This is a genomic window from Streptomyces caeruleatus (assembly GCF_001514235.1).
Taxonomy (GTDB): Bacteria; Actinomycetota; Actinomycetes; order Streptomycetales; family Streptomycetaceae; genus Streptomyces; species Streptomyces caeruleatus.
Window position 1 is genome coordinate 4,537 of the sequence record NZ_KQ948926.1, and the last position, 19,583, is coordinate 24,119.

The window sequence follows — 19,583 nt, forward strand, 5'->3', positions numbered from 1 at the left end:
CGTGCTCGGGGGCGGACTGGTGTCCTCCGGATCGGGGCCGCGGCTGCGGGTGAGCCCCGGTTGCCTGCTCGGTCATCGGCATTCTCTTCTCGATGCTGAGGGTTTTTGCGAGGTTTGAGCGGAGTTGCGGTGCTGCACGACTGGCGCCTGTGCAACAAAAAACCCCTCGTGCCAAAAGGCAAGCGAGGGGAGCGCGCCGGGTGGGTTCGCTGGGAGTTCCGGGTCTGTCCGGACGTCACCAGCTTCAGCCGACGCGCTTTCCAAGTACGAGAATTCGGGTGCGCATGACACTGACCCTCTCCCCGGCGCACACCCCATGTCAAGTACGTGGGACGGGAGTCTCATTATGTGAACGCAGGACACTTCCGCCTCCCAGAACGGCGGGCATACCACTGGTGTACACCCCGGCGCCGCCCCTTGCCACGGACGTTCATCTCCGGGGCGCCACTGTCGGTGTCGAGGCCGCGAACGCGGGCTCGACCGGCCCGTGCGGCACCGGATAGCGGCCCGCACCGATCGCCCGGCGCAGCCGGTACTCGTCCAGCGGCCCGGAGAACGCCATCCCCTGCCCGTGAGTGCACCCCAGCGCCCGCAGTGCGACGACCTGCTCGGGCAGGTCCACGCCGTCGGCCACGGACTGGAGCCCGAGGTCGCCGGCGATCCGCAGCAGCCCTCCGGTGATCTTGTGCAGCCGCGCGGACTCGACGACCCCCTCGACCAGACCGCGGTCGAGTCTGAGTACGTCGACGGGGAGCCGGCGCAGCGCCGTGAGCGCCGCGTATCCGCTGCCGAAGCCGTCCAGGGCGATCCGGACGCCGAGTCGGCGCAGACCGCTCAGACGGCGCTCCAGCTCATCCAGCGCGACACGGGGGTCGAGGTCGGCCAGCTCGATGATCAGCGACCCGGGCGGCAGCCCGTGCCGGGTCAGCAGCGCCTCGATCGAGCCGAGCGGCATCGACCGGTCCAGCAGCCTGCGCGCGCTCATCCGTACGGCCACGGGTACGGCGAGCCCGGTCGCGGTGCGCTCGGCGGCCTGCTCGACGGCCTCCTCCAGGATCCAGCGGCCCAGCTCGGCGGTCTTGTCGCTGTCCTCGGCCACCCGCAGGAACTCGGCGGGCGTGAACAGCACCCCTTGCGAGGACCGCCAGCGCGCCTGGGTGGCGACCGACGTGATCCGGCCGTTCTCCAGGCACACCACCGGCTGGTGCAGCAGCGCGAACTCGCCGTCGTGCAGCGCGGCACGCAGGCGCGTGGCCAGCTCCGCCTTGCGTACGACGTCCTGCTGCATCTGCGGCTTGTACAGCTCGACGCGGCCCTTGCCGCCCGCCTTGGCGCGGTACATCGCCAGGTCGGCGTTGCGCAGCAGCTCCCCCGCGCCGAGGCCCGGCTCGGCGAAGGCGACGCCGATGGAGGCGTTGACACGGACATCGTTGCCGTCGATGAGGTACGGCTGGGACAGCGTCAGCCTGAGGCGGTCGGCGAGCTCCAGGATGTGTCGTTCTCGCGCGGTGCGGTCACGGGTGCCGTCACCGGCGATCAGGGCCGCGAACTCGTCGCCGCCGAGCCGGGACGCGGTGTCCCCGCCCCGCACGGCGTCCTGGAGTCTGCGGGCGGCCTGGACGAGCAGTTCGTCCCCGGCCTGGTGCCCGATGGTGTCGTTGACGCCCTTGAAGCCGTCGAGGTCGATGAAGAGGACGGCCGTGTTGCGCAGGGCGGGGCCCCGGTCGGAGGCACGGCGGCCGGACAGGGCCTGCTGGACGCGCTTGGTGAACAGTGCGCGGTTGGGCAGGTCGGTGAGCGGGTCGTGCTCGGCGTTGTGCTGGAGCTGCGCCTGGAGGCGCACTCTTTCGGTCACGTCCCGGCTGTTGAAGATGAGGCCGCCGTGGTGCCGGTTGACGGTCGATTCGACGTTGAGCCAGCCGTCGTCGCCGGAGCGGAAGCGGCATTCGATGCGCGTAGTGGGTTCCTCAAGTGGACTGGCGGCGAGGAAGCGGCGCACCTCGTGCACCACGCAGCCCAGGTCCTCCGGGTGGATGAGGTTGGCCAGTTCCGTACCCACCAGGTCCTCGGCGGCGCGGCCGTAGACCCCGGCGGCGGCCGGGGAGACGTACCGGAGGAGGCCGTTGGGTGCGGCGATCATGATGACGTCGCTGGAGCCCTGCACCAGGGAGCGGAAGTGGTTCTCCTTCTGCGCCAGTTCCTGGGTGAGGGTGATGTTGTCGAGCAGCATGATGCCCTGGCGCATCACGAGGGCGAGCACGACCGTGCCGCCGGTGATGAGCACGACGCGGTCGACGCTGCGGCCGTTGAGGACGTTGTAGAGGATGCCCAGGGTGCAGACGGCGGCGGCGAGGTACGGCGTGAGCGCGGCCAGGGAGCCGGCGATCGGCCGGGTGACCGGATACCGGGTGTGGTCACCTCCCTGGGCGGGCGGCGTGTGGTGGTGGCTCGCGCCGCGCTGTCCGGGCACGTGCTCGTGCACCACGCGCGTGTGCCCGGTCCCGTCGTGCCGTTCGCCGTCCGCGTTTCTCGGCGCGGCCCACGGGGCGTACGCCAGGAGCAGCGAGCCGGCGAACCAGCCCGCGTCGAGGAGCTGACCGGAGCGGTAGCTGTTGTGCAGCAGCGGCGAGGTGAACAGGGCGTCACACATCACGGTCAGGGCGAGTGCGCCGATCGCGGTGTTGACCGCGGTGCGGTTCGCCGAGGAGCGGCGGAAGTGCAGTGCGAGCACCATGCTGACCAGGGCGATGTCGAGCAGCGGATAGGCGAGCGAGAGCGCGGTGTGCGCCACGCTCTCGCCGCCGCTTGAGTCGATCTTGGCCGCCTGGGCGAGGGCCAGGCTCCAGGCCAGCGTCAGCAGCGAGCCGCCGATCAGCCAGGCGTCCAGGCCGAGGCAGACCCAGCCGGCCTTCGTCACCGGACGCTTGGCGAGCACCAGGAGTCCCACGATGGCGGGCGGCGCGAAGCAGAGGAAGAACCCGTCGGCGTAGGAGGGGCTGGGCACGGGCTGCAGGAGGACGACCTCGTACCACCCCCAGACCAGGTTTCCGAGGGCCGCCATCGCGGAGGAGAGGGCGAACAGCAGCCAGGCGGGCCGAAAGCGGATACGGCGGCTACGGGCGTAGCGGAAGCAGGACACCGCGGCGGCGCCGGCCGCGGCTGCCAGCCCGAAGTCGCCCATGATCAGCGCTACTTGGTTCGAACCCCAGCCGAGCGCGGAACCGACGGCGTATCCCGCGCACACCAGGGCCAGAACGAGTTGCGGGACGAGTCCCGTGCCGCCCCCGAACGAGGGGCGGGGCAGTGTCGCCGCCGACGAGGGCTGTGCCCGCAGCCCCGCGTCGAGCGTGCTCGTGGGGGGCGGTGGCGAGCTCACCGGGTCCTCCCGGTCCGCGCCGTTCGGGGGTCCCGAGGGTCCCGGTGCGCCGGATGCGCATGCCGCCCGCGGCCGCCGTGTCCCTGGTGGTGGTGAGTGTGACGGCAGCTGTGAGTGCCGTGGCGACCGCGCCTGCGCGCGGCCGTCCGCCAGGGTCGCCGTCGACGGCCCCGCCGCGTCGGATCGCTCGTCCATAGGCCGTGCATCGCCCGTCGCCCCCCTCACAAATCTGAAATGTCCATCCCAAGGCGCCGATCAGTGCGCGGCGCAGCCCCTGTCGGGACGATACACCAGTCTCGTCACTCAGGGACATAGCACCTCTACGCTCCGTGACGACCAGCGCATATGTGAGTACGGACCGCTTCCGAGGGATTGCGGACGGTACTCGAACCGGATGTCCGGCTTGTTGCGCGCGGCGCACGCGACACGCGCTCGATGGTCAGCGGATGAGCCTCACGCGTGTGTCGCGCCCGTCGTAAGGATCACGTTGCGCAGGGGCTCGCGGTTCACGAACCGCGTCAACTGGTCCACCAGGAGCCGCTTGGCGCGGGGCAGGAACGCGGAGGTCGGGCCGCCCACATGCGGGCTGATCAGCACGCCCGGCGCCCGCCACAGGGGGTGGTCGCGGGGCAGTGGTTCCGGGTCGGTGACGTCCAGGGCGGCGGTGAGGCGCCCGGTCTCCAGCTCGGCCAGCAGCGCCTTGCTGTCCACGACGGGGCCGCGGGCGACGTTGACCAGCAGCGCGCCGTCCTTCATGCGGGCGAGAAAGTCGGCGTCGACCAGGTGGCGGGTGGTCTCCGTCAGAGGCGTGGAGAGGATGACGACGTCCGCTTCCGGCAACAGGGCGGACAGTTCGGTGAGCGGATGCACTTCGCCGCGCGCCGTGGTGCGCTCAGAGCGCGCGACGCGCGCCACCCGCGCGAGTTCAAAGGGTGCGAGCCGGTCCTCGATGGCGGCGCCGATCGAGCCGTATCCCACGATGAGGACGTTCTTGTCCGCCAGCGCCGGCCGGAATCCGCCGAGCCACTCCCCCCTGTCCTGGGCCCGGACGAAGTCGGGGATGCCGCGCAGCGAGGCGAGGATCAGCGTGAGTGTGAGCTCGGCGGTGCTCGCCTCGTGCACCCCGCGCGCGTTGCACAGTCGCACGCCGGGTCGCAGGTGCTTCAGGCCCGGTTCGACGTGGTCGATGCCGGCGGAGAGCGTCTGCACGACTTCCACGGAGCTCAACTCCGGCAGGGGACGCTGCCCGAGTTCGGGGGCCTTCATGTACGGGACGACGTAGAAGGCGCACTCGGCCGGGTCGGCGGGAAAGTCCTCGGCGCCGTTCCAGTAGCGGTAGGCGGGGCCCATGGGAAGGCCCTCGATCTCGTCCGGCGGGATGGGGAGCCACACGTCAGCAGTCATGCCTTGGAGGCTAGGGCCTTCCCGTCGGGACAGGCCGGTCGGGCCGGAGGAACGGGACGGCGCCCGCTCATGATCCATGCGCCGGGCCCTTGGTCGGCCGAACAGGTGTGCAGAGGTTAGGTTGGGGTGCCGGAAGAGGGAGGGTTACGGCCAGGTGGAGCGCAGGACGATCGGCGCGGCGGCACTCGCGGTGGGAGCCGTCGGGCTCGGGTGCATGCCGATGAGCTGGGCGTACAGCTCGTCGCGGCAGCGGGGCGAGGAGTCGGTCAGGGCGGTGCACCGGGCGCTCGATCTGGGCTCGACGCTGCTGGACACGGCCGACATGTACGGCCCGTTCACCAACGAGCTGCTGGTGGGGCGGGTGTTGAAGGAGCGCCGGCAGGACGCGTTCCTCTCGACCAAGGTCGGCCTGCTGGTGGGCGAACAGCACATCGTGGCCAACGGCCGCCCCGGCTATGTGAAGCGGGCCTGCGACGCCTCCCTGCGCCGCCTCCAGACGGACGTGATCGACCTCTACCAACTGCACCGCGCGGACCCCGAGGTCCCCGTCGAGGAGACGTGGGGCGCGATGGCGGAGCTCGTCCAGGCCGGAAAGGTACGGGCGTTGGGGTTGTGCGCCGTCGGCGCGCGAGGTGGCCGCCGCTCCGGGACCCGCCTGCACGACGCGACGATCCGCCAACTGCAGCGCGTGCAGCAGGTCTTCCCGGTGAGCGCCGTGCAGGCCGAGCTGTCAGTGTGGTCGCCCGACGCGCTGGAGGGCCTGCTGCCGTGGTGCGAGGCACGCGGCGTGGGCTTCCTCGCGGCGATGCCCCTGGGCAACGGCTTCCTGTCCGGCACCCTCACCCCCGGCCAGGGCTTCGAACCGGACGACGTCCGCGCCCGGCACCCCCGCTTCACCGCGGAGATGATGGCGGCCAACCAGCCCATAGTCGCCGGCCTGCGCCGCATCGCCGCCCGCCACGGCACCGGGGCCACACCGGCCCAGATCGCGCTGGCCTGGGTGCTGTCCCAGGGTCGACACGTGATCGCCCTCCCCGGCACGAAGCAGGAACGCTGGGCCACCGAGAACGCGGCAGCCGCAAGCCTGCGGCTGACGGCAGAGGACCTGGCAGAGGTGGCGGAGCTGCCGAGGGCACTGGGGTCCTGGGACTGACGTTGGCGGTCAGCCCCCCCCTGGCTGGACACCGCCGGGTCCGGGCCCAGCGGCGGTCGCCGGGCAGGGGGTGATTCGAGATTCATGGATCGGGAACCTGTGAGGCTCGAGCGGTGTAAGAAAAGTAGAACCTGCCGCGTCGAAGGGACCGTGATCGTGCAACGTCGAGTGGTGACGGCCGTAATGGCCGCGGCCGTAATGGTGCTGACGGCCGGATGTTCCTCCGACGACGGGGAATCGCCGGGTGGCGGCGGGGCGGCGGCGTCGAGCAGTGACAAGGGAGCGTCGCCCACTGGGCGGGCCGCCGAGGAGACGCCGCCGGCACAGGGGTCCGTGAAGGTGGTGCGTACGGTCGCGGAGGGACTGGACACCCCCTGGGGCCTGGCCCCGCTGCCCGGCGGTGATCTGCTCGTGTCCTCCCGCGACGACGCCACGATCACGCGGGTCGACGGGGAGACGGGCAAGAAGACCGAGCTGGGCGAGGTGCCGGGGGTGTCCCCGGCGGGCGAGGGCGGCCTCATGGGCCTGGCCCTGTCGCCGGACTACGCCTCGGACCACATGGTCTACGCGTACTTCACCTCGGCCTCGGACAACCGCATCGTCCGCATGCTGTACGACGAGCAGAAGCCGAGCGGCGAGCAACTGGGCGCACCCGACACCGTCTTCAAGGGCATCCCCAAGGGCTTCATCCACAACGGCGGCCGCATAGCGTTCGGCCCGGACAAGATGCTGTACGCGGGCACGGGCGAGAGCGGTGATTCGGGCCTGTCCCAGGACAAGGACTCCCTGGGCGGCAAGATCCTCCGCCTGACACCGGAGGGCGAACCGGCCCCGGGCAACCCCTTCACGGACTCTCCCGTGTACTCGTACGGCCATCGCAATGTGCAGGGCCTGGCCTGGGACCCCGAACAGCGCCTGTTCGCCGCGGAGTTCGGCCAGGACACCTGGGACGAGCTGAACGCGATCAAGCCGGGCGACAACTACGGCTGGCCCGAGGTGGAGGGCAAGTCCGACGACGCCAAGTACCACAACCCGCTGGCCCAGTGGGGCACGGACGACGCCTCCCCCAGTGGCATCGCCTATGCCGAGGGGTCCGTCTGGATGGCGGGGCTGAAGGGCCAGCGCCTGTGGCGGGTCCCGCTGAAGGGCACAGCGGCGTCGGCGGACCCGCAGGCCTTCCTGGAGGGTGAGTACGGCCGGCTGCGGACGGTCGTCCCGGCCGGCGGCGACAAGCTGTGGGTGACGACGAGCAACACGGACGGGCGGGGCGACCCGAAGGACGGGGACGACCGGATTCTGGAGGTTCAGGTGAGCTGAGCGGCCTCACTGCGGCCCGTCGATCTTCCTCTCCCCCTCGCCGTCGCCCTCGGCGGTGTCCTCACCGGCCGACGGCTCCGGCATCCGTACGACGACCTTCCCGGACGCGAGGTCTATCGGCCCGCGCCCGGGGTCGTTGTCCCCGACGTCCTCGCGGGTCAGTTCCAGGCGTTTCTGTTCGTCGCGGGTGTGCTTGCGGCCGGGCGCGAAGAGTTCCTCGAACGCGTTGAACACGGAACCTCCCAGGACCAATGTCCCTTACAGCGTAAACCTGGGGCTCATGCCCCCGAGGTGAGGGATTCGGACACGAACAGCCCCATCCGATGCGCCAGCGCCGCGGCCTCGCCCCTGCCGGAGACGCCGAGCTTGCCCAGGATGTTCGACACATGGACGCTGGCTGTCTTCGGGGAGATGAAGAGTTCCTCGGCGATCTGGCGGTTGGTGCGGCCCGCGGAGACCAGACGGAGGACGTCGCGCTCGCGGGTGGTGAGACCGAGGGCGTCGGCCGGGTCGGTCGGGGGCGGGGGCGGGGCCGCCGTGAGGGTGAGGCGGGCTCGCTGGGCCAGGTGGGTCGTGGCGTCGACGAGCGGGCGGGCGCCCAGATGGGTGGCGGCGGCCCGGGTCAGGCGGAGCAGCTCCGTGGCGCGGGAGCGTTCGTCGTCCCCGCCGATCGCGAGCAGCGCCTCGGCCAGGCGGTGGCGGACCTGGGCGAGGTCGTAGGGGCGCTCCAGGGCTTCGAAGGCCGTGACCAGGTCCGACCAGGTGTCGGGTTCGGGGGCCCGGCTCGCGGCCCGGTCGAGTTCGGCTCGGGTCCACTTCTCGTACGCCAGCCACAGGGGCGCGCCCGTGGTGAGCTTGCGGACGGCCTCGAAGAGCCGGTCCAGGAAGGCGGTACGACCCTCCTGTGCGGCGGGCAGCGCGTGGGCGCGGGCGTCGGACTCGGCGATGGCGGCGGCCAGCAGCAGGGGCCAGGCGTAGCGCTGGGTGCCGGGCGGGAAGCCGGCGCTCAGGGCCCGGTCGGCCTCCGCGCGGGCGTCGAGGAGCCGGCCCTCGGCGGCGGATATCCCGAGGGCGACGTAGGACATCGGCAGGTTGTTCTGGGGCATGGGGTCGTGGGTGCCGTAGAAGGCGCGGGCGGCGGCCAGATGCCGGCCGGCCTCGGCGATGTCGCCGCGGGCGAGCGCGAGGCGGGCCAGGCTGTTCGAGCCGCCGCCGCGCGGCTTCGCCGCCTGGCCGGTGCGCTGGGCGTTCACCGCGGCGTCGGCGGCCTCGTCCCAGCGGCCCAGGGAGATCAGTGACTCGGCGAGGTTCGCCCAGACCCAGGCCTCGGAGTCGCGCAGGCCCCACTGCTGGGTGAGCCGCAGGCCCTCGCGCAGGATGCCGACGGCGTCCTCGGAACGGCCGACGCCTTCGAGGACGGACGGCAGGTTCACATGGCTGCGGCCCACCACCGCGGTGAGGCCACGGGCCAGTACCTCGTCCCTGACCTCGTGCATCTGGGCCAGTCCGGCCTCGGTGTCCCCGGCTTCGACCATGAGGCCGCCGAGGGTGAGGCGCGCGTTCAGTTCGATGTCCTCGGCGCCGACCATGCGCGCGTACTCGACGGCCCGTTCGGCGGCCGACATGGCGTCGGGGCCGGGGTCGCGGAGCATCGACCAGTTGGCGGCGGTGGCCAGCACCTCGGCGTGCACCTCGGACGGCGGCAGGCCGCGGACCAGTTCCTGCGCGGTGCCCAGCTCCTTCCAGCCGTCGCCGCGGGCCTGCGCCTGGACCAGCCGGGAGCGCTGGACCCAGAACCAGGCGGCGCGCAGGGGGTCGCCCTCGTCCTCCAGCAGGTGCAGGGCACGCTTGGTGATCTTCAGGGCGCGTTCGCGCTCTCCGCAGAGCCGTCCGGCGACGGCGGCCTCGGCCATGAGGTCGAGGTAGCGCAGGGGCGTGGTGGCGGGGTCGCAGCCGCAGGGCGGGTAGACCTCGGTGTAGTCGACGGGGCGCAGGGTGGCGCGGATGTCCTCGGGGGCGGAGTCCCACAGTTCCATCGCGCGTTCCAGCAGCCGTAGCTGCTCGGAGTGGGCGTGCCGGCGGCGGGCGGCGACGGAGGCTTCCAGGACGGCGGGCAGGGCCTTGGCCGGGTCGTGGGCGTGGTACCAGTAGCTGGCCAGCCGCATGACGCGTTCACCGGCCGGGACGAGCGTCGGGTCGGCCTCCAGTGCTTCGGCGTAGCGGCGGTTGAGGCGGGAGCGTTCCCCGGGCAGCAGGTCGTCGCCGACGGCCTCGCGGACCAGGGAGTGGCGGAAGCGGTAGCCGTCGCCGCCGGGCGCCGCGGTGAGGATGTTGGCGTTGACGGCGGCCCGCAGCGCCTCGATGAGGTCGTCCTCGGCGAGCCGGGCGACGGCCTCGATCAGCCGGTACTCGACGGTGGAGCCGCCCTCGGCGACGATCCGGGCGACCCGCTGGGCGGCCTCGGGCAGCCGTTCCACCCGGACGAGGAGCAGGTCGCGCAGGGTGTCGGTGAGGCCGGTGCAGCAGCCCTCGTGGGTGGCGACGGCGAGTTCCTCGACGAAGAAGGCGTTGCCGTCGGAGCGTTCGAAGATCTCGTCGACCTGGGCGGGGTCGGGTTCGGTGGCGAGGATGCCGGCGATCTGGCGGCCGACCTCGGCGCGGTTGAAGCGGCCGAGGTCGATGCGGCGGACCGTGCGCAGACGGTCGAGTTCGGCGAGGAGCGGGCGCAGGGGGTGGCGGCGGTGGATGTCGTCGGAGCGGTAGGTGGCCAGGACGACGAGGCGGCCGGTGCGCAGGGTGCGGAAGAGATAGGCGAGGAGGTGGCGGGTGGAGGCGTCGGCCCAGTGCAGATCCTCCAGGGCGACGACGACCGTGCGGCGGGCGGCTACGCGCTCCAGGAGGCGGGCGGTGAGCTCGAAGAGACGGGCCATGCCCTCCTCGTCCGAGCGGTTCGCCTGGTGGGCCGGTGCCGTCTCGGCCAACTCGGGCAGCAGCCGGGCCAGTTCCTCCTCCTGGCCGGCCGCGGCCGCGGCCAGTTCGTCGGGCAACTCGCGGCGCAGGGCGCGCAGTGCGGTGGAGAAGGGGGCGAAGGGCAGTCCGTCGGCGCCGATCTCGACGCAGCCGCCGAGCACGACGACGGTGCCCTCGCGGGCGGCGGCGGTGGCGAACTCCTCGACGAGGCGCGTCTTGCCGACGCCGGCCTCGCCGCCGATCACCAGCGCCTGGGGCTCCCCAGCGGCGGCTCGGGCGAAGGCGTCGTGCAGCGTTTCCAACTCGGTTGCGCGACCGACGAACACGGGGCTTACGGACCTGCTCTCCACGGGGTCGAGCTTCGCATGCGTCACCGGCGCTGCGGCACCGGTTTTCGCTGGGCTCGGCGTCGAAGTGACCGTCCACCGGGGGCTGCCGCCCCCAGACCCCCGCTTCGGCCCTGACCGGGCCTCGTCCTCGAACGCCGGGCGGGCTGGTTGCGGCCGGCCCGCGCCGAGTACGACCGACGGCCCGGGGGCCCCTTGCGGGCGGGCGGGGGCCTGCCGCCCGGCATCAGCCCCCGCCCCCGTGCCCCCCGCTTTCACGCGGCCCGTGGATGCCGGTGCCTGCTGCGGCGGGGCATATGGGACTCCGACTCCGCCGCGGCCTGAGCGGAACGTTCGGCACGGCGGCCGCGGACGGCCTCGCGGACCAGGCGTGCGTGCTCGGCCTGGCGGATCAGTTCGGCGGAGCGGAGGCGGTGGAGTTCGTAGCCGTACATCGCGAATCCCTCGTTTTCCCTGGTGAGAAGGCGGTTTCGACGTCGTTCGCCGATGAATCGAGCTTCGTCTGCCAGGGGGGTCCGCCGCATCGGGAGAGTTCCGCATCTTCACGCGGGCGGTGGGGCCTTAGACGCGCGTGAGGGGCCTCAGGGCGCCGTCCGATGTGCTTACGGCGGCTCTGAGGCCCCTCAGGGTCTGCGGTGGTTCAGCCCACGGACGGCACGCCGAGCAGGACGTCGGTGTACTTGAGGACGGCCAGCAGCAGGCCGATCACACCGAGGGCGACGCCGCCCCAGGCGACCGACTTGATCCATGCGGGCTGCGGCTTGCCGGGCGCCCCGAACGCGGGCCGGGCGAGCACGACGACGCCGACGATCAGTGCGGCGAGCGCGAAGACACCGGCCCACAGGGCGGTGGCGTGCCAGGCAGCCCCGTAGCGCTCGTCCAGCAGCTTGGCGACGTCCGGGGACTGCGACGTCGCGGATTCCAACTGGGCGTGGACGTCCTGCCGTGCGGAGGCGATCACACCCAGCCAGCCGCCGCTCAGGGAGACGAGGCCGAGCGCAGCGGAGACGACCGCGCCCGCGCCCTGGCCGACGCCGGAGGGCGCCGCTTCCGTCGCCTCGGCGGCCACCTCCTCCTCGTGCTCGTCACCCTCAACGGCCTCGGTCTCGGCCTCGGTCTCGGCCTCGGTCGCCTTGGTGACGTCCACGTTCTCGTCGTCGGTCTTGGTCTCGGTCGCGGTCTCGTCCACTGTCTTCGTTCCCATGTCTCGCACCGTACGGACGCTCTCTGAGAAGGGTCTTAATGATCCTTGTGCTCGGCACGCGCGCGTGCGTCGCGCCACTCCGGGGCGAGGATCGACCACACCTCCAGGTCGTGGCGCACCCCACCATAGGGGTGTGCCTCGCGGCGGACGCCGTCTCGGGTCATGCCGAGCCTTCGGGCGACGTTCAGGCTGGGCGTGTTGCCGGACGCCGCGATCCACTCGACGCGGTGGATGCCGCGCTCCTCGACCGCCCAGTCGATCAGCACCCGCATCGCCCGGGTGATGAGCCCGCGTCCGGTCGCGGCGGGCTCCAGCCAGCACCCGACCTCGCAGTTGCCGGTCGCGGCGTCGAAGTTCAACGTGAGGACGCCGCCGACGAGTTTTCCGTCCAGCCAGATGCCGTGGTACGACGCCGTGTCCGCGGCGCGCATGTCCGCGTACCGCTGGAGGGTCTCGCGGGCCGACGCCGGGTCGGTGGCGTGCGAGCCGAACGGGATGTACTGCCCGATGAACTCCCGGCCCCGCTCCAGGTGCGCCAGGAACTCCTCGGCGTGCCACGGCTCCAGGGGCCGGAGCTCGGCTCCGTCGTCACCCAGCGGTATCGCGTACATCGCCCCGTTGCTCCTTCTCCAGTTCCGACACGACGTCGGTGAGCCTCTCATGGGCGGCACGCGACTCGGGCGGTTCGATGCTGATGCGGGGCAGGCGCTGGTCGAGCCAGCGGGGCAGCCACCAGTTGGCGCCGCCGAGCAGATGCATCAGGGCGGGGACGAGGAGGGTGCGCAGGACGAAGGCGTCCAGGGCGACCGCGGCGGCCAGCGCGATGCCGAACATGGCGATCACCCGGTCACCGCTGAGGACGAAGGCGAGGAAGACCGAGATCATGATGACCGCGGCGGAGTTGATCACCCGGCCGGTCTCGGCGAGGCCGATCCGGACGGCCCTCCGGTTGTCGCCGGTCTCCAGCCACTCCTCGTACATCCGGCTGACCAGGAAGACCTGGTAGTCCATGGAGAGGCCGAACAGCACCGACACCATGATGACCGGGAGGAACGGCTCGATCGGGCCCGCACGGCCGAGGCCCAGCAGCTCGCTGCCCCAGCCCCACTGGAAGATCGCGACGACGACCCCGAAGGCGGCCGCCACGGCGGCCACGTTCATCGCGGCGGCCTTCAGCGGGATGCCGACGGACCGGAAGGCGAGCAGGAGCAGCAGACAGCCGAGGCCGATGACGACGCCGACGAACAGCGGCAGCTTGCCGACGATCATCTCGGCGAAGTCGTCGTAGCCGGCCGTCACGCCGCCGACCTGCACATCGAGCGAGGTACCGGTCTCGGCGCGCGGCAGGACCTCGTCGCGCAGCCGGTCCACGAGCTCGCTGGTCTGCCGTGACTGCGGGGAGGAGTCGGGTACGACGGTCAGGTACGCCGTGTCGCCGCCGGTGTTGTACGTCACCGGGGTCACCGACGCGACGCCGTCGGTGGTGCGCAGGCGCGCGTCGAGGTTGTCGAGGGCGAGCTTGTCGTCGCCGCCGTCGACCTCGGTGACCAGGGTGAGCGGGCCGTTCACGCCGGGACCGAAGCCGTCGGCGAGCAGGTCGTAGGCCTGGCGGGTGGTGGCGGACTCCGGGTTGTTGCCCTGGTCGGAGGTGCCCAGGCGCAGGCCGAGGGTGGGCAGGGCGAGGACGGTGATGACGGCCAGGGCGAGCACGCCGAGCGTCCTCGGGTGGCGCTCCACGAACGCCGACCAGCGGGCGGCGAACCCGGTCGGCAGCTCGGGCTCGGGGCCGTGCTCCGTCAGCCGGCGCCGCTCGCGTCGGCTCAGGGCGCGCATGCCGATGAAGGACAGCAGGGCGGGCAGCAGGGTCACGGAGGCGGCGACCGTGAGGAACACGGTGAGGGAGGCGGCTATCGCGACGCCGTTGAGGAAGCCGAGCCGGAGGATCAGCATCCCGAGCAGGGCGATGCACACGGTCGCGCCCGCGAAGACGACGGCGCGTCCGGTGGTGGCCACGGCGTTGGTGATCGACTCGGTGACGGACAGGCCGCGTTTCAGGCCGCGCCGGTGCCGGGTGACGATGAACAGGGCGTAGTCGATGCCGACGCCGAGCCCGACGAGCATGCCGAGCATGGGCGCGAAGTCGGCCACGGTCATGGCGTGTGAGAGCAGCGCGATGCCGGCGTACGCGGTGCCGACGCTCACCAGCGCGGTGGCGATGGGCAGCAGGGAGGCGGCGAGCGACCCGAAGGCGAGGAAGAGCACGACGGCGGCCACGGCCACGCCGACGACCTCGGCCAGGTGCCCCTCGGGCGACTCGGTGAGCCCGACGGCGCTGCCGCCCAGCTCCACCTGGAGCCCGTCGGCCTCGGCGGACTTGGCCGCGCTCACGACGGCCTGTGCCTCGCCCTTGTCGAGGTTCTCGACGCCGGTGTCGAAGGTGACGGTGGCGTACGCCGTCCGCCCGTCCGCGCTGATCCGGGCGGCGGCGGCCTGTTTGTCGTACGGGCTGCTCACGGCCGCGACCCCGGGGAGTTCCGCGATGTCGGCGAGGGTGCGCGTCATGGTCTGTTCGACGGCGGCGGCGCGGACGGTGCCGGACGTGGTGTGCCAGACGACGGTGTCGCTGTCGCCGCCGAGTCCCGGGAAGCCGTCCTGCAACAGCTGGGTGGCGCGGCCCGATTCGGTGCCGGGGACCTCGTAGTCGTTGGAGTACGCGGAGCCGGTCACGGCGGCGGCCGCGGTCACTCCGCCGAAGGCGAGGAGCCAGAGCAGTACGGCGACGAGGCGGCGCTGGACACACCAGCGTGCAAGGGCTGCCACGAACGTGCTCCCGGGGGCGGTATGTGGATCTTTGACCGGGAGACGCCGAAACGTCGTTCATGGAGTGAACAGCCCGCAAAGAACGCATGAGCGATGTGAAGCAAACTCTCGCAGGCGCCAGTGATCGTTTGCCCCGTTCGTGGGTTTATTCACACAAGTGGGAGGCAGATCACAGGACAGTAACGACCACTCTGTCGTCGCAGGTGGCGCCTCTCACACAAGCGCGCCCCCGCACCGGGAACTTCTCAGTCGAACTGGTCCCCCAGCGCCATCACCATCACCCCGGTGACAAGCAGCCACAGCGCCCGCCGGGTACGGCCGCGCGAGCCGAGGAACGCGGCGAGGGCGCAGACGGCGGCACCGAGCGCGTAGGCGGCAGGGACGAGGGCCGGAGCCGAGCCGGTGGCCCGGAGCGTCGAGGCGGCCAGCCCCGCGAGGGCGAGCAGCGCCCCGGTCACGGCCGCCGTCCAACGGGCCCGCCGCGCCACCTGCGCCGGGTCGTCGAGGTCTTCTTCGTCATCCGCCGGGTCTTCCATGCCGTCCGCCGGATCGTCTGCGTCGCCCGCCGGGACCTGTGCGTCGTCCTGGACCTCGGCGTCCGCCGGAATCTCGGCGGGGTCGTCCTCGGGCGTCTCGAACCGCTCCTTCCGCGTCTCGGATATCTCGGAATCACCGCGTCCACTCATGGCGGGCGAGCGTAGCGCGTCGCGCCGGGAAATCGGATGCCGGTCCGAAGGGCGGGCTGCTAGCGTCCGAAGGTCCGCCGTTCCCGCGGCACACCGCCGCCGACCTGGGCAGGTGCATTGTTTGAGCGTCCGGCCGAGCTCCTCCGTATCCCTTTCCGCTTCCCCGGACTCAAGGAGCCCGTTCACCGATGCCCGACATCACCCCGAGGACCTCGGATGAGGAACTCACCCAGCGGCTGACCCACGTCCGCTACCCGCGCAGCAACAGCTACGACGTCCGCTGGGTCATCGAGAACCAGATGGGCCCGAACGCACTGTGGCTGCTGGAGTGGCTGGCCCCCGCCCTCGGCCTGGACGCCCTGCGCCCCTGCGCCCGCGTCCTGGACCTGGGCTGCGGCCGGGCCATGACCTCCGTCTTCCTGGCCAGGGAGTTCGACGCCCAGGTCACCGCGGCCGACCTGTGGGTCAAGCCGGACGAGAACGCCCGCCGCGTCGCCGAGGCCGGCTTCGCCGACCGGGTGCTGCCCGTGCACGCCGAGGCGCACGACCTGCCGTTCGCCGAGGCCTGCTTCGACGCGATCGTGAGCATCGACGCGTACCAGTACTTCGGCACGGACGATCTCTACCTGCCCACGTTGACCCGGCTGTTGAAGCCGGGCGGGCGGATCGGGATCGTCGTACCCGCGGTACGGGAGGAGATCGAGGGCACCGAGCCCCCGGAGCACCTCAAGGAGTACTGGGAGCCCGACTGGTGGGTCTTCCACTCCGCCGACTGGTGGCGGCGCCACTGGACCCGCAGCGGGGCCGTCGAGGTCGAGACCGCCGACTGGCTGGACGACGGCTGGCGGGACTGGCTGCTGTGGTGCGACGTCGTCGCCGAGGAGAGCCCGGAGGAGTTCCATCGCACGATGGCCCGCCAGGTCCGCGAGGCGGTACAGGCGGACGAGGGCCGCGCGCTGGGCTTCGTACGACTCGTAGGACGCCGTAAGTAAGCGGAAGGCCCCGGAGGCAGTGCCTCCGGGGCCTTCCGCAGGTCAGGGCTCAGCCCTCGCTGACGCCCAGCTTCTCCAGGATCAGCTCCTTGACGCGGGCCGCGTCCGCCTGACCGCGGGTCGCCTTCATGACCGCGCCGACCAGGGCGCCGGCCGCGGCGACCTTGCCCGAGCGGATCTTGTCGGCGATGCCCGGGTTGCCGGCGATGGCCTCGTCGACGGCGGCACCCAGGGCGCCCTCGTCGGAGACGACCTTCAGACCGCGCTTGTCGACGACCTCGTCCGGGGTGCCCTCGCCCGCGAGGACGCCCTCGATGACCTGGCGGGCCAGCTTGTCGTTGAGGGAGCCCTCGTTGACCAGGGCCGTGACCCGGGCGACCTGCTCCGGCGTGATGGCCAGCTCGTCCAGCGACTTGCCCGACTCGTTGGCGCTGCGCGCCAGTTCGCCCATCCACCACTTACGGGCGGACGCGGCGTCGGCACCGGCGTCGGTCGTGGCGACGATCGGGTCCAGCGCACCGGCGTTGAGGATCGCCTGCATGTCGGTGGCCGAGATGCCCCACTCCGCGAGGAGTCGGGTACGCCGAGCCAGCGGCAGCTCGGGCAGGGCCGCCCGGATCTCCTCGACCCACTCGCGCGAGGGGGCCACCGGAACCAGGTCCGGCTCGGGGAAGTACCGGTAGTCCTCGGCCTCTTCCTTCACTCGGCCCGAGGTCGTCGATCCGGTGTCCTCGTGGAAGTGCCGGGTCTCCTGGATGATCGTCCCGCCGCCGCTCAGGACGGCCGCGTGACGCTGGATCTCGAAACGGGCCGCACGCTCCACGGACCGCAGCGAGTTGACGTTCTTCGTCTCCGAGCGCGTGCCGAACTTCTCGCGGCCGTGCGGGCGCAGCGACAGGTTCACGTCGCAGCGCATCTGGCCCATCTCCATGCGGGCCTCGGAGACGCCGAGCGCCTTGATGAGCTCGCGCAGCTCCCGGACGTACGCCTTCGCGACCTCGGGAGCACGCTCGCCCGCGCCCTCGATCGGCTTGGTGACGATCTCGATGAGCGGGATGCCGGCGCGGTTGTAGTCCAGCAGCGAGTGCGAGGCGCCGTGGATACGGCCCGTCGCGCCGCCCACGTGGGTCGACTTGCCGGTGTCCTCCTCCATGTGGGCGCGCTCGATCTCCACACGGAAGGTCTCGCCGTCCTCCAGCTGTACGTCGAGGTAGCCGTTGAAGGCGATCGGCTCGTCGTACTGGGAGGTCTGGAAGTTCTTCGGCATGTCCGGATAGAAGTAGTTCTTCCGGGCGAAGCGGCACCACTCGGCGATCTCGCAGTTCAGCGCGAGACCGATCTTGATCGCGGACTCGACGCCGGTCGCGTTGACGACCGGGAGCGCGCCGGGCAGGCCGAGGCAGACGGGGCAGGTCTGCGTGTTGGCGTCCTGGCCGAGGGCCGTGGAACAACCGCAGAACATCTTGGTCTTGGTGCCGAGTTCGACATGGACCTCAAGGCCCATGACGGGGTCGTACGACGCCAGCGCGTCCTCGTACGACACCAGGTCGGTCGTGGTGGTCACGGTGAAACTTCCCTCTCAGCCCAGCAGGACGTCGTCGTCGCCCAGCCGCTTCAGCTCGCGGTAGAGGATGGCGAGGCCGGTGACGATCGCGGTCGCGGACACGGCGGCGTCGATCAGACGGAGCGTGTCGCTCTCCACGCGGGCCTTCTTGGCCTGCTTGACGACGTTGACCGCACCGAACGCGGTGGTGGCCATGGACAGGTACAGGCCGGACTTGGAGTTCTTGAAGCCCTTGGCCTTGGACATTGCCTTACTCACAGCGACGGAGCCTCCTCGATCAGCGGGTGACCCCACTTTTCCACGAAGGCCGCCTCGACGGCCGCCCCGACCTTGTAAAGACGGTCGTCCTTCAGCGCGGGGGCGATGATCTGCAGGCCGACCGGGAGGTTGTCCTCCGGGGCGAGACCGCAGGGCAGCGACATGGCCGCGTTGCCCGCGAGGTTCGTCGGGATGGTGCACAGGTCGGCGAGGTACATCGCCATCGGGTCGTCGGCACGCTCGCCGATCGGGAAGGCGGTGGTCGGCGTCGTCGGCGAGACGATGACGTCGACCTGCTCGAAGGCCTTCTCGAAGTCGCGGGTGATGAGCGTACGGACCTTCTGCGCGGAGCCGTAGTACGCGTCGTAGTACCCGCTCGACAGGGCGTACGTGCCGAGCATGATGCGGCGCTTGACCTCGGGACCGAAGCCCGCCTCACGGGTGATCGACGTGACCGCCTCGGCGGAGTTCGAGCCGTCGTCGCCGGTCCGCAGGCCGTAGCGCAGGCCGTCGAAGCGGGCGAGGTTGGAGGAGCACTCGGAGGGCGCGATCAGGTAGTACGCGGAGAGCGCGAGGTCGAAGGACGGGCAGTCCAGCTCGACGATCTCGGCGCCCAGCTCCTTGAGCAGGGCGACGGACTCGTCGAAACGCTGGATGACGCCGGCCTGGTAGCCCTCGCCGCGGAACTGCTTGACGACGCCGACGCGCATGCCCTGGACGCTGCCGTTGCGGGCGGCCTCGACGACCGGCGGGACCGGGGCGTCGATGGACGTCGAGTCGAGCGGGTCGTGGCCGGCGATGACCTCGTGCAGCAGCGCCGCGTCGAGAACCGTACGGGCACAGGGCCCGCCCTGGTCGAGGGAGCTGGAGAACGCCACCATGCCGTAGCGGGAGACCGCCCCGTACGTCGGCTTGACGCCCACCGTGCCGGTGACGGCGGCCGGCTGGCGGATGGAGCCGCCGGTGTCGGTGCCGATGGCGAGGGGGGCCTGGAAGGAGGCGAGCGCGGCGGACGAACCGCCACCGGAACCGCCGGGGATCTTGGTGAGGTCCCAGGGGTTGCCGGTCGGGCCGTAGGCGCTGTTCTCCGTCGACGACCCCATGGCGAACTCGTCCATGTTGGTCTTGCCGAGGATGACGACGTCGGCGGCCTTGAGGCGCTTGGTGAGGGTGGCGTCGTACGGCGGGATCCAGCCTTCGAGGATCTTCGAACCGACGGTCGTCGGGATGCCCTCGGTGGTGAAGATGTCCTTCAGCGCGAGGGGAACACCGGCGAGCGGTCCGAGCTTCTCGCCCCTCTCCCGCTTCTCGTCGACGGCCCGCGCCTGGGCCAGGGCGCCCTCGCGGTCGACGTACAGGAAGGCGTGCACCTTCTCGTCGACGGCCTCGATACGGGCCAGGTGGGCCTCGGTGACCTCGACCGCGGTGAGCTCGCCGGAGGCGATCTTCGCGGCGGTCTCGGCGGCGGTGAGCTTGATGATGTCCGTCATGA

At 71.5% G+C, this 19,583-nt stretch carries 14 protein-coding genes and 1 pseudogene; 3 read left to right on the plus strand and 12 right to left on the minus strand.

Annotated elements, in window-relative coordinates; translation table 11 throughout:
• Positions 1–319: 319 nt before the first annotated feature.
• Both AQJ67_RS08835 and AQJ67_RS08840 read right to left on the minus strand, forming a co-directional pair.
• Positions 320–3,376: pseudogene (locus AQJ67_RS08835) on the minus strand (putative bifunctional diguanylate cyclase/phosphodiesterase).
• A 453-nt stretch (positions 3,377–3,829) separates the two neighbouring features.
• On the minus strand, positions 3,830–4,780 hold the full coding sequence (locus AQJ67_RS08840; protein WP_062717543.1) for a 2-hydroxyacid dehydrogenase: 951 nt from the start codon (positions 4,778–4,780) through the stop codon (positions 3,830–3,832).
• A gap of 154 nt (positions 4,781–4,934) precedes the next feature.
• Between AQJ67_RS08840 and AQJ67_RS08845 the strand changes: the two genes are divergently transcribed.
• Together AQJ67_RS08845 and AQJ67_RS08850 are read left to right on the plus strand one after the other, a co-directional pair.
• Positions 4,935–5,933: an aldo/keto reductase gene (locus AQJ67_RS08845; protein ID WP_062717544.1), complete on the plus strand. Its 999-nt coding sequence runs from the start codon at positions 4,935–4,937 to the stop codon at positions 5,931–5,933.
• A 183-nt stretch (positions 5,934–6,116) separates the two neighbouring features.
• Complete coding sequence (locus AQJ67_RS08850; RefSeq protein WP_244190401.1) at positions 6,117–7,250, plus strand: PQQ-dependent sugar dehydrogenase; 1,134 nt, start codon at positions 6,117–6,119, stop codon at positions 7,248–7,250.
• A 6-nt stretch (positions 7,251–7,256) separates the two neighbouring features.
• Here AQJ67_RS08850 and AQJ67_RS08855 read toward each other — a convergent pair whose 3' ends face one another.
• The 7 genes from AQJ67_RS08855 to AQJ67_RS08885 all read right to left on the minus strand — a co-directional run bounded on the left by AQJ67_RS08855 (position 7,257) and on the right by AQJ67_RS08885 (position 15,277).
• Positions 7,257–7,484: a DUF6191 domain-containing protein gene (locus AQJ67_RS08855; protein WP_062717545.1), complete on the minus strand. Its 228-nt coding sequence runs from the start codon at positions 7,482–7,484 to the stop codon at positions 7,257–7,259.
• A 44-nt stretch (positions 7,485–7,528) separates the two neighbouring features.
• Positions 7,529–10,594: a helix-turn-helix transcriptional regulator gene (locus AQJ67_RS08860; RefSeq protein ID WP_079055845.1), complete on the minus strand. Its 3,066-nt coding sequence runs from the start codon at positions 10,592–10,594 to the stop codon at positions 7,529–7,531.
• Between the two features lie 227 nt (positions 10,595–10,821).
• On the minus strand, positions 10,822–11,001 hold the full coding sequence (locus AQJ67_RS08865; protein WP_062717547.1) for a hypothetical protein: 180 nt from the start codon (positions 10,999–11,001) through the stop codon (positions 10,822–10,824).
• Between the two features lie 206 nt (positions 11,002–11,207).
• Positions 11,208–11,771 carry a hypothetical protein gene (locus tag AQJ67_RS08870; RefSeq protein WP_062717548.1) on the minus strand — a complete coding sequence of 188 codons (564 nt, stop codon included), beginning with the start codon at positions 11,769–11,771 and terminating at the stop codon, positions 11,208–11,210.
• Positions 11,772–11,806: 35 nt separating this feature from the next.
• Positions 11,807–12,382 carry a GNAT family N-acetyltransferase gene (locus AQJ67_RS08875; protein ID WP_062717549.1) on the minus strand — a complete coding sequence of 192 codons (576 nt, stop codon included), beginning with the start codon at positions 12,380–12,382 and terminating at the stop codon, positions 11,807–11,809.
• A complete protein-coding gene (locus AQJ67_RS08880) occupies positions 12,360–14,591 on the minus strand; it encodes an MMPL family transporter (RefSeq protein WP_062717550.1) in 2,232 nt (743 codons plus the stop codon). Before AQJ67_RS08880 ends, AQJ67_RS08875 begins: the two co-directional genes overlap by 23 nt.
• A 245-nt stretch (positions 14,592–14,836) precedes the next feature.
• Entirely contained in the window at positions 14,837–15,277 is a 441-nt protein-coding gene (locus AQJ67_RS08885) for a DUF1275 domain-containing protein (RefSeq protein WP_244190402.1), read from the minus strand.
• Between the two features lie 188 nt (positions 15,278–15,465).
• On the opposite strand from AQJ67_RS08885, the gene AQJ67_RS08890 reads away from it, so the two are divergent.
• Positions 15,466–16,269, plus strand: coding sequence for an SAM-dependent methyltransferase (locus AQJ67_RS08890; RefSeq protein WP_062717551.1), 804 nt, complete (start codon positions 15,466–15,468; stop codon positions 16,267–16,269).
• A gap of 49 nt (positions 16,270–16,318) precedes the next feature.
• On the opposite strand, the gene gatB is transcribed toward AQJ67_RS08890, so the two are convergent.
• Genes gatB through gatA form a run of 3 tightly spaced genes read right to left on the minus strand, consistent with a single transcriptional unit; the run spans position 16,319 to position 19,581 of the window.
• Positions 16,319–17,833: an Asp-tRNA(Asn)/Glu-tRNA(Gln) amidotransferase subunit GatB gene (gene gatB, locus AQJ67_RS08895; protein ID WP_062717552.1), complete on the minus strand. Its 1,515-nt coding sequence runs from the start codon at positions 17,831–17,833 to the stop codon at positions 16,319–16,321.
• A 15-nt stretch (positions 17,834–17,848) separates the two neighbouring features.
• A complete protein-coding gene (locus tag AQJ67_RS08900) occupies positions 17,849–18,091 on the minus strand; it encodes a hypothetical protein (protein WP_079055846.1) in 243 nt (80 codons plus the stop codon).
• Positions 18,088–19,581, minus strand: coding sequence for an Asp-tRNA(Asn)/Glu-tRNA(Gln) amidotransferase subunit GatA (gene gatA, locus AQJ67_RS08905; RefSeq protein ID WP_062717553.1), 1,494 nt, complete (start codon positions 19,579–19,581; stop codon positions 18,088–18,090). Before gatA ends, AQJ67_RS08900 begins: the two co-directional genes overlap by 4 nt.
• Positions 19,582–19,583 lie beyond the last annotated feature (2 nt).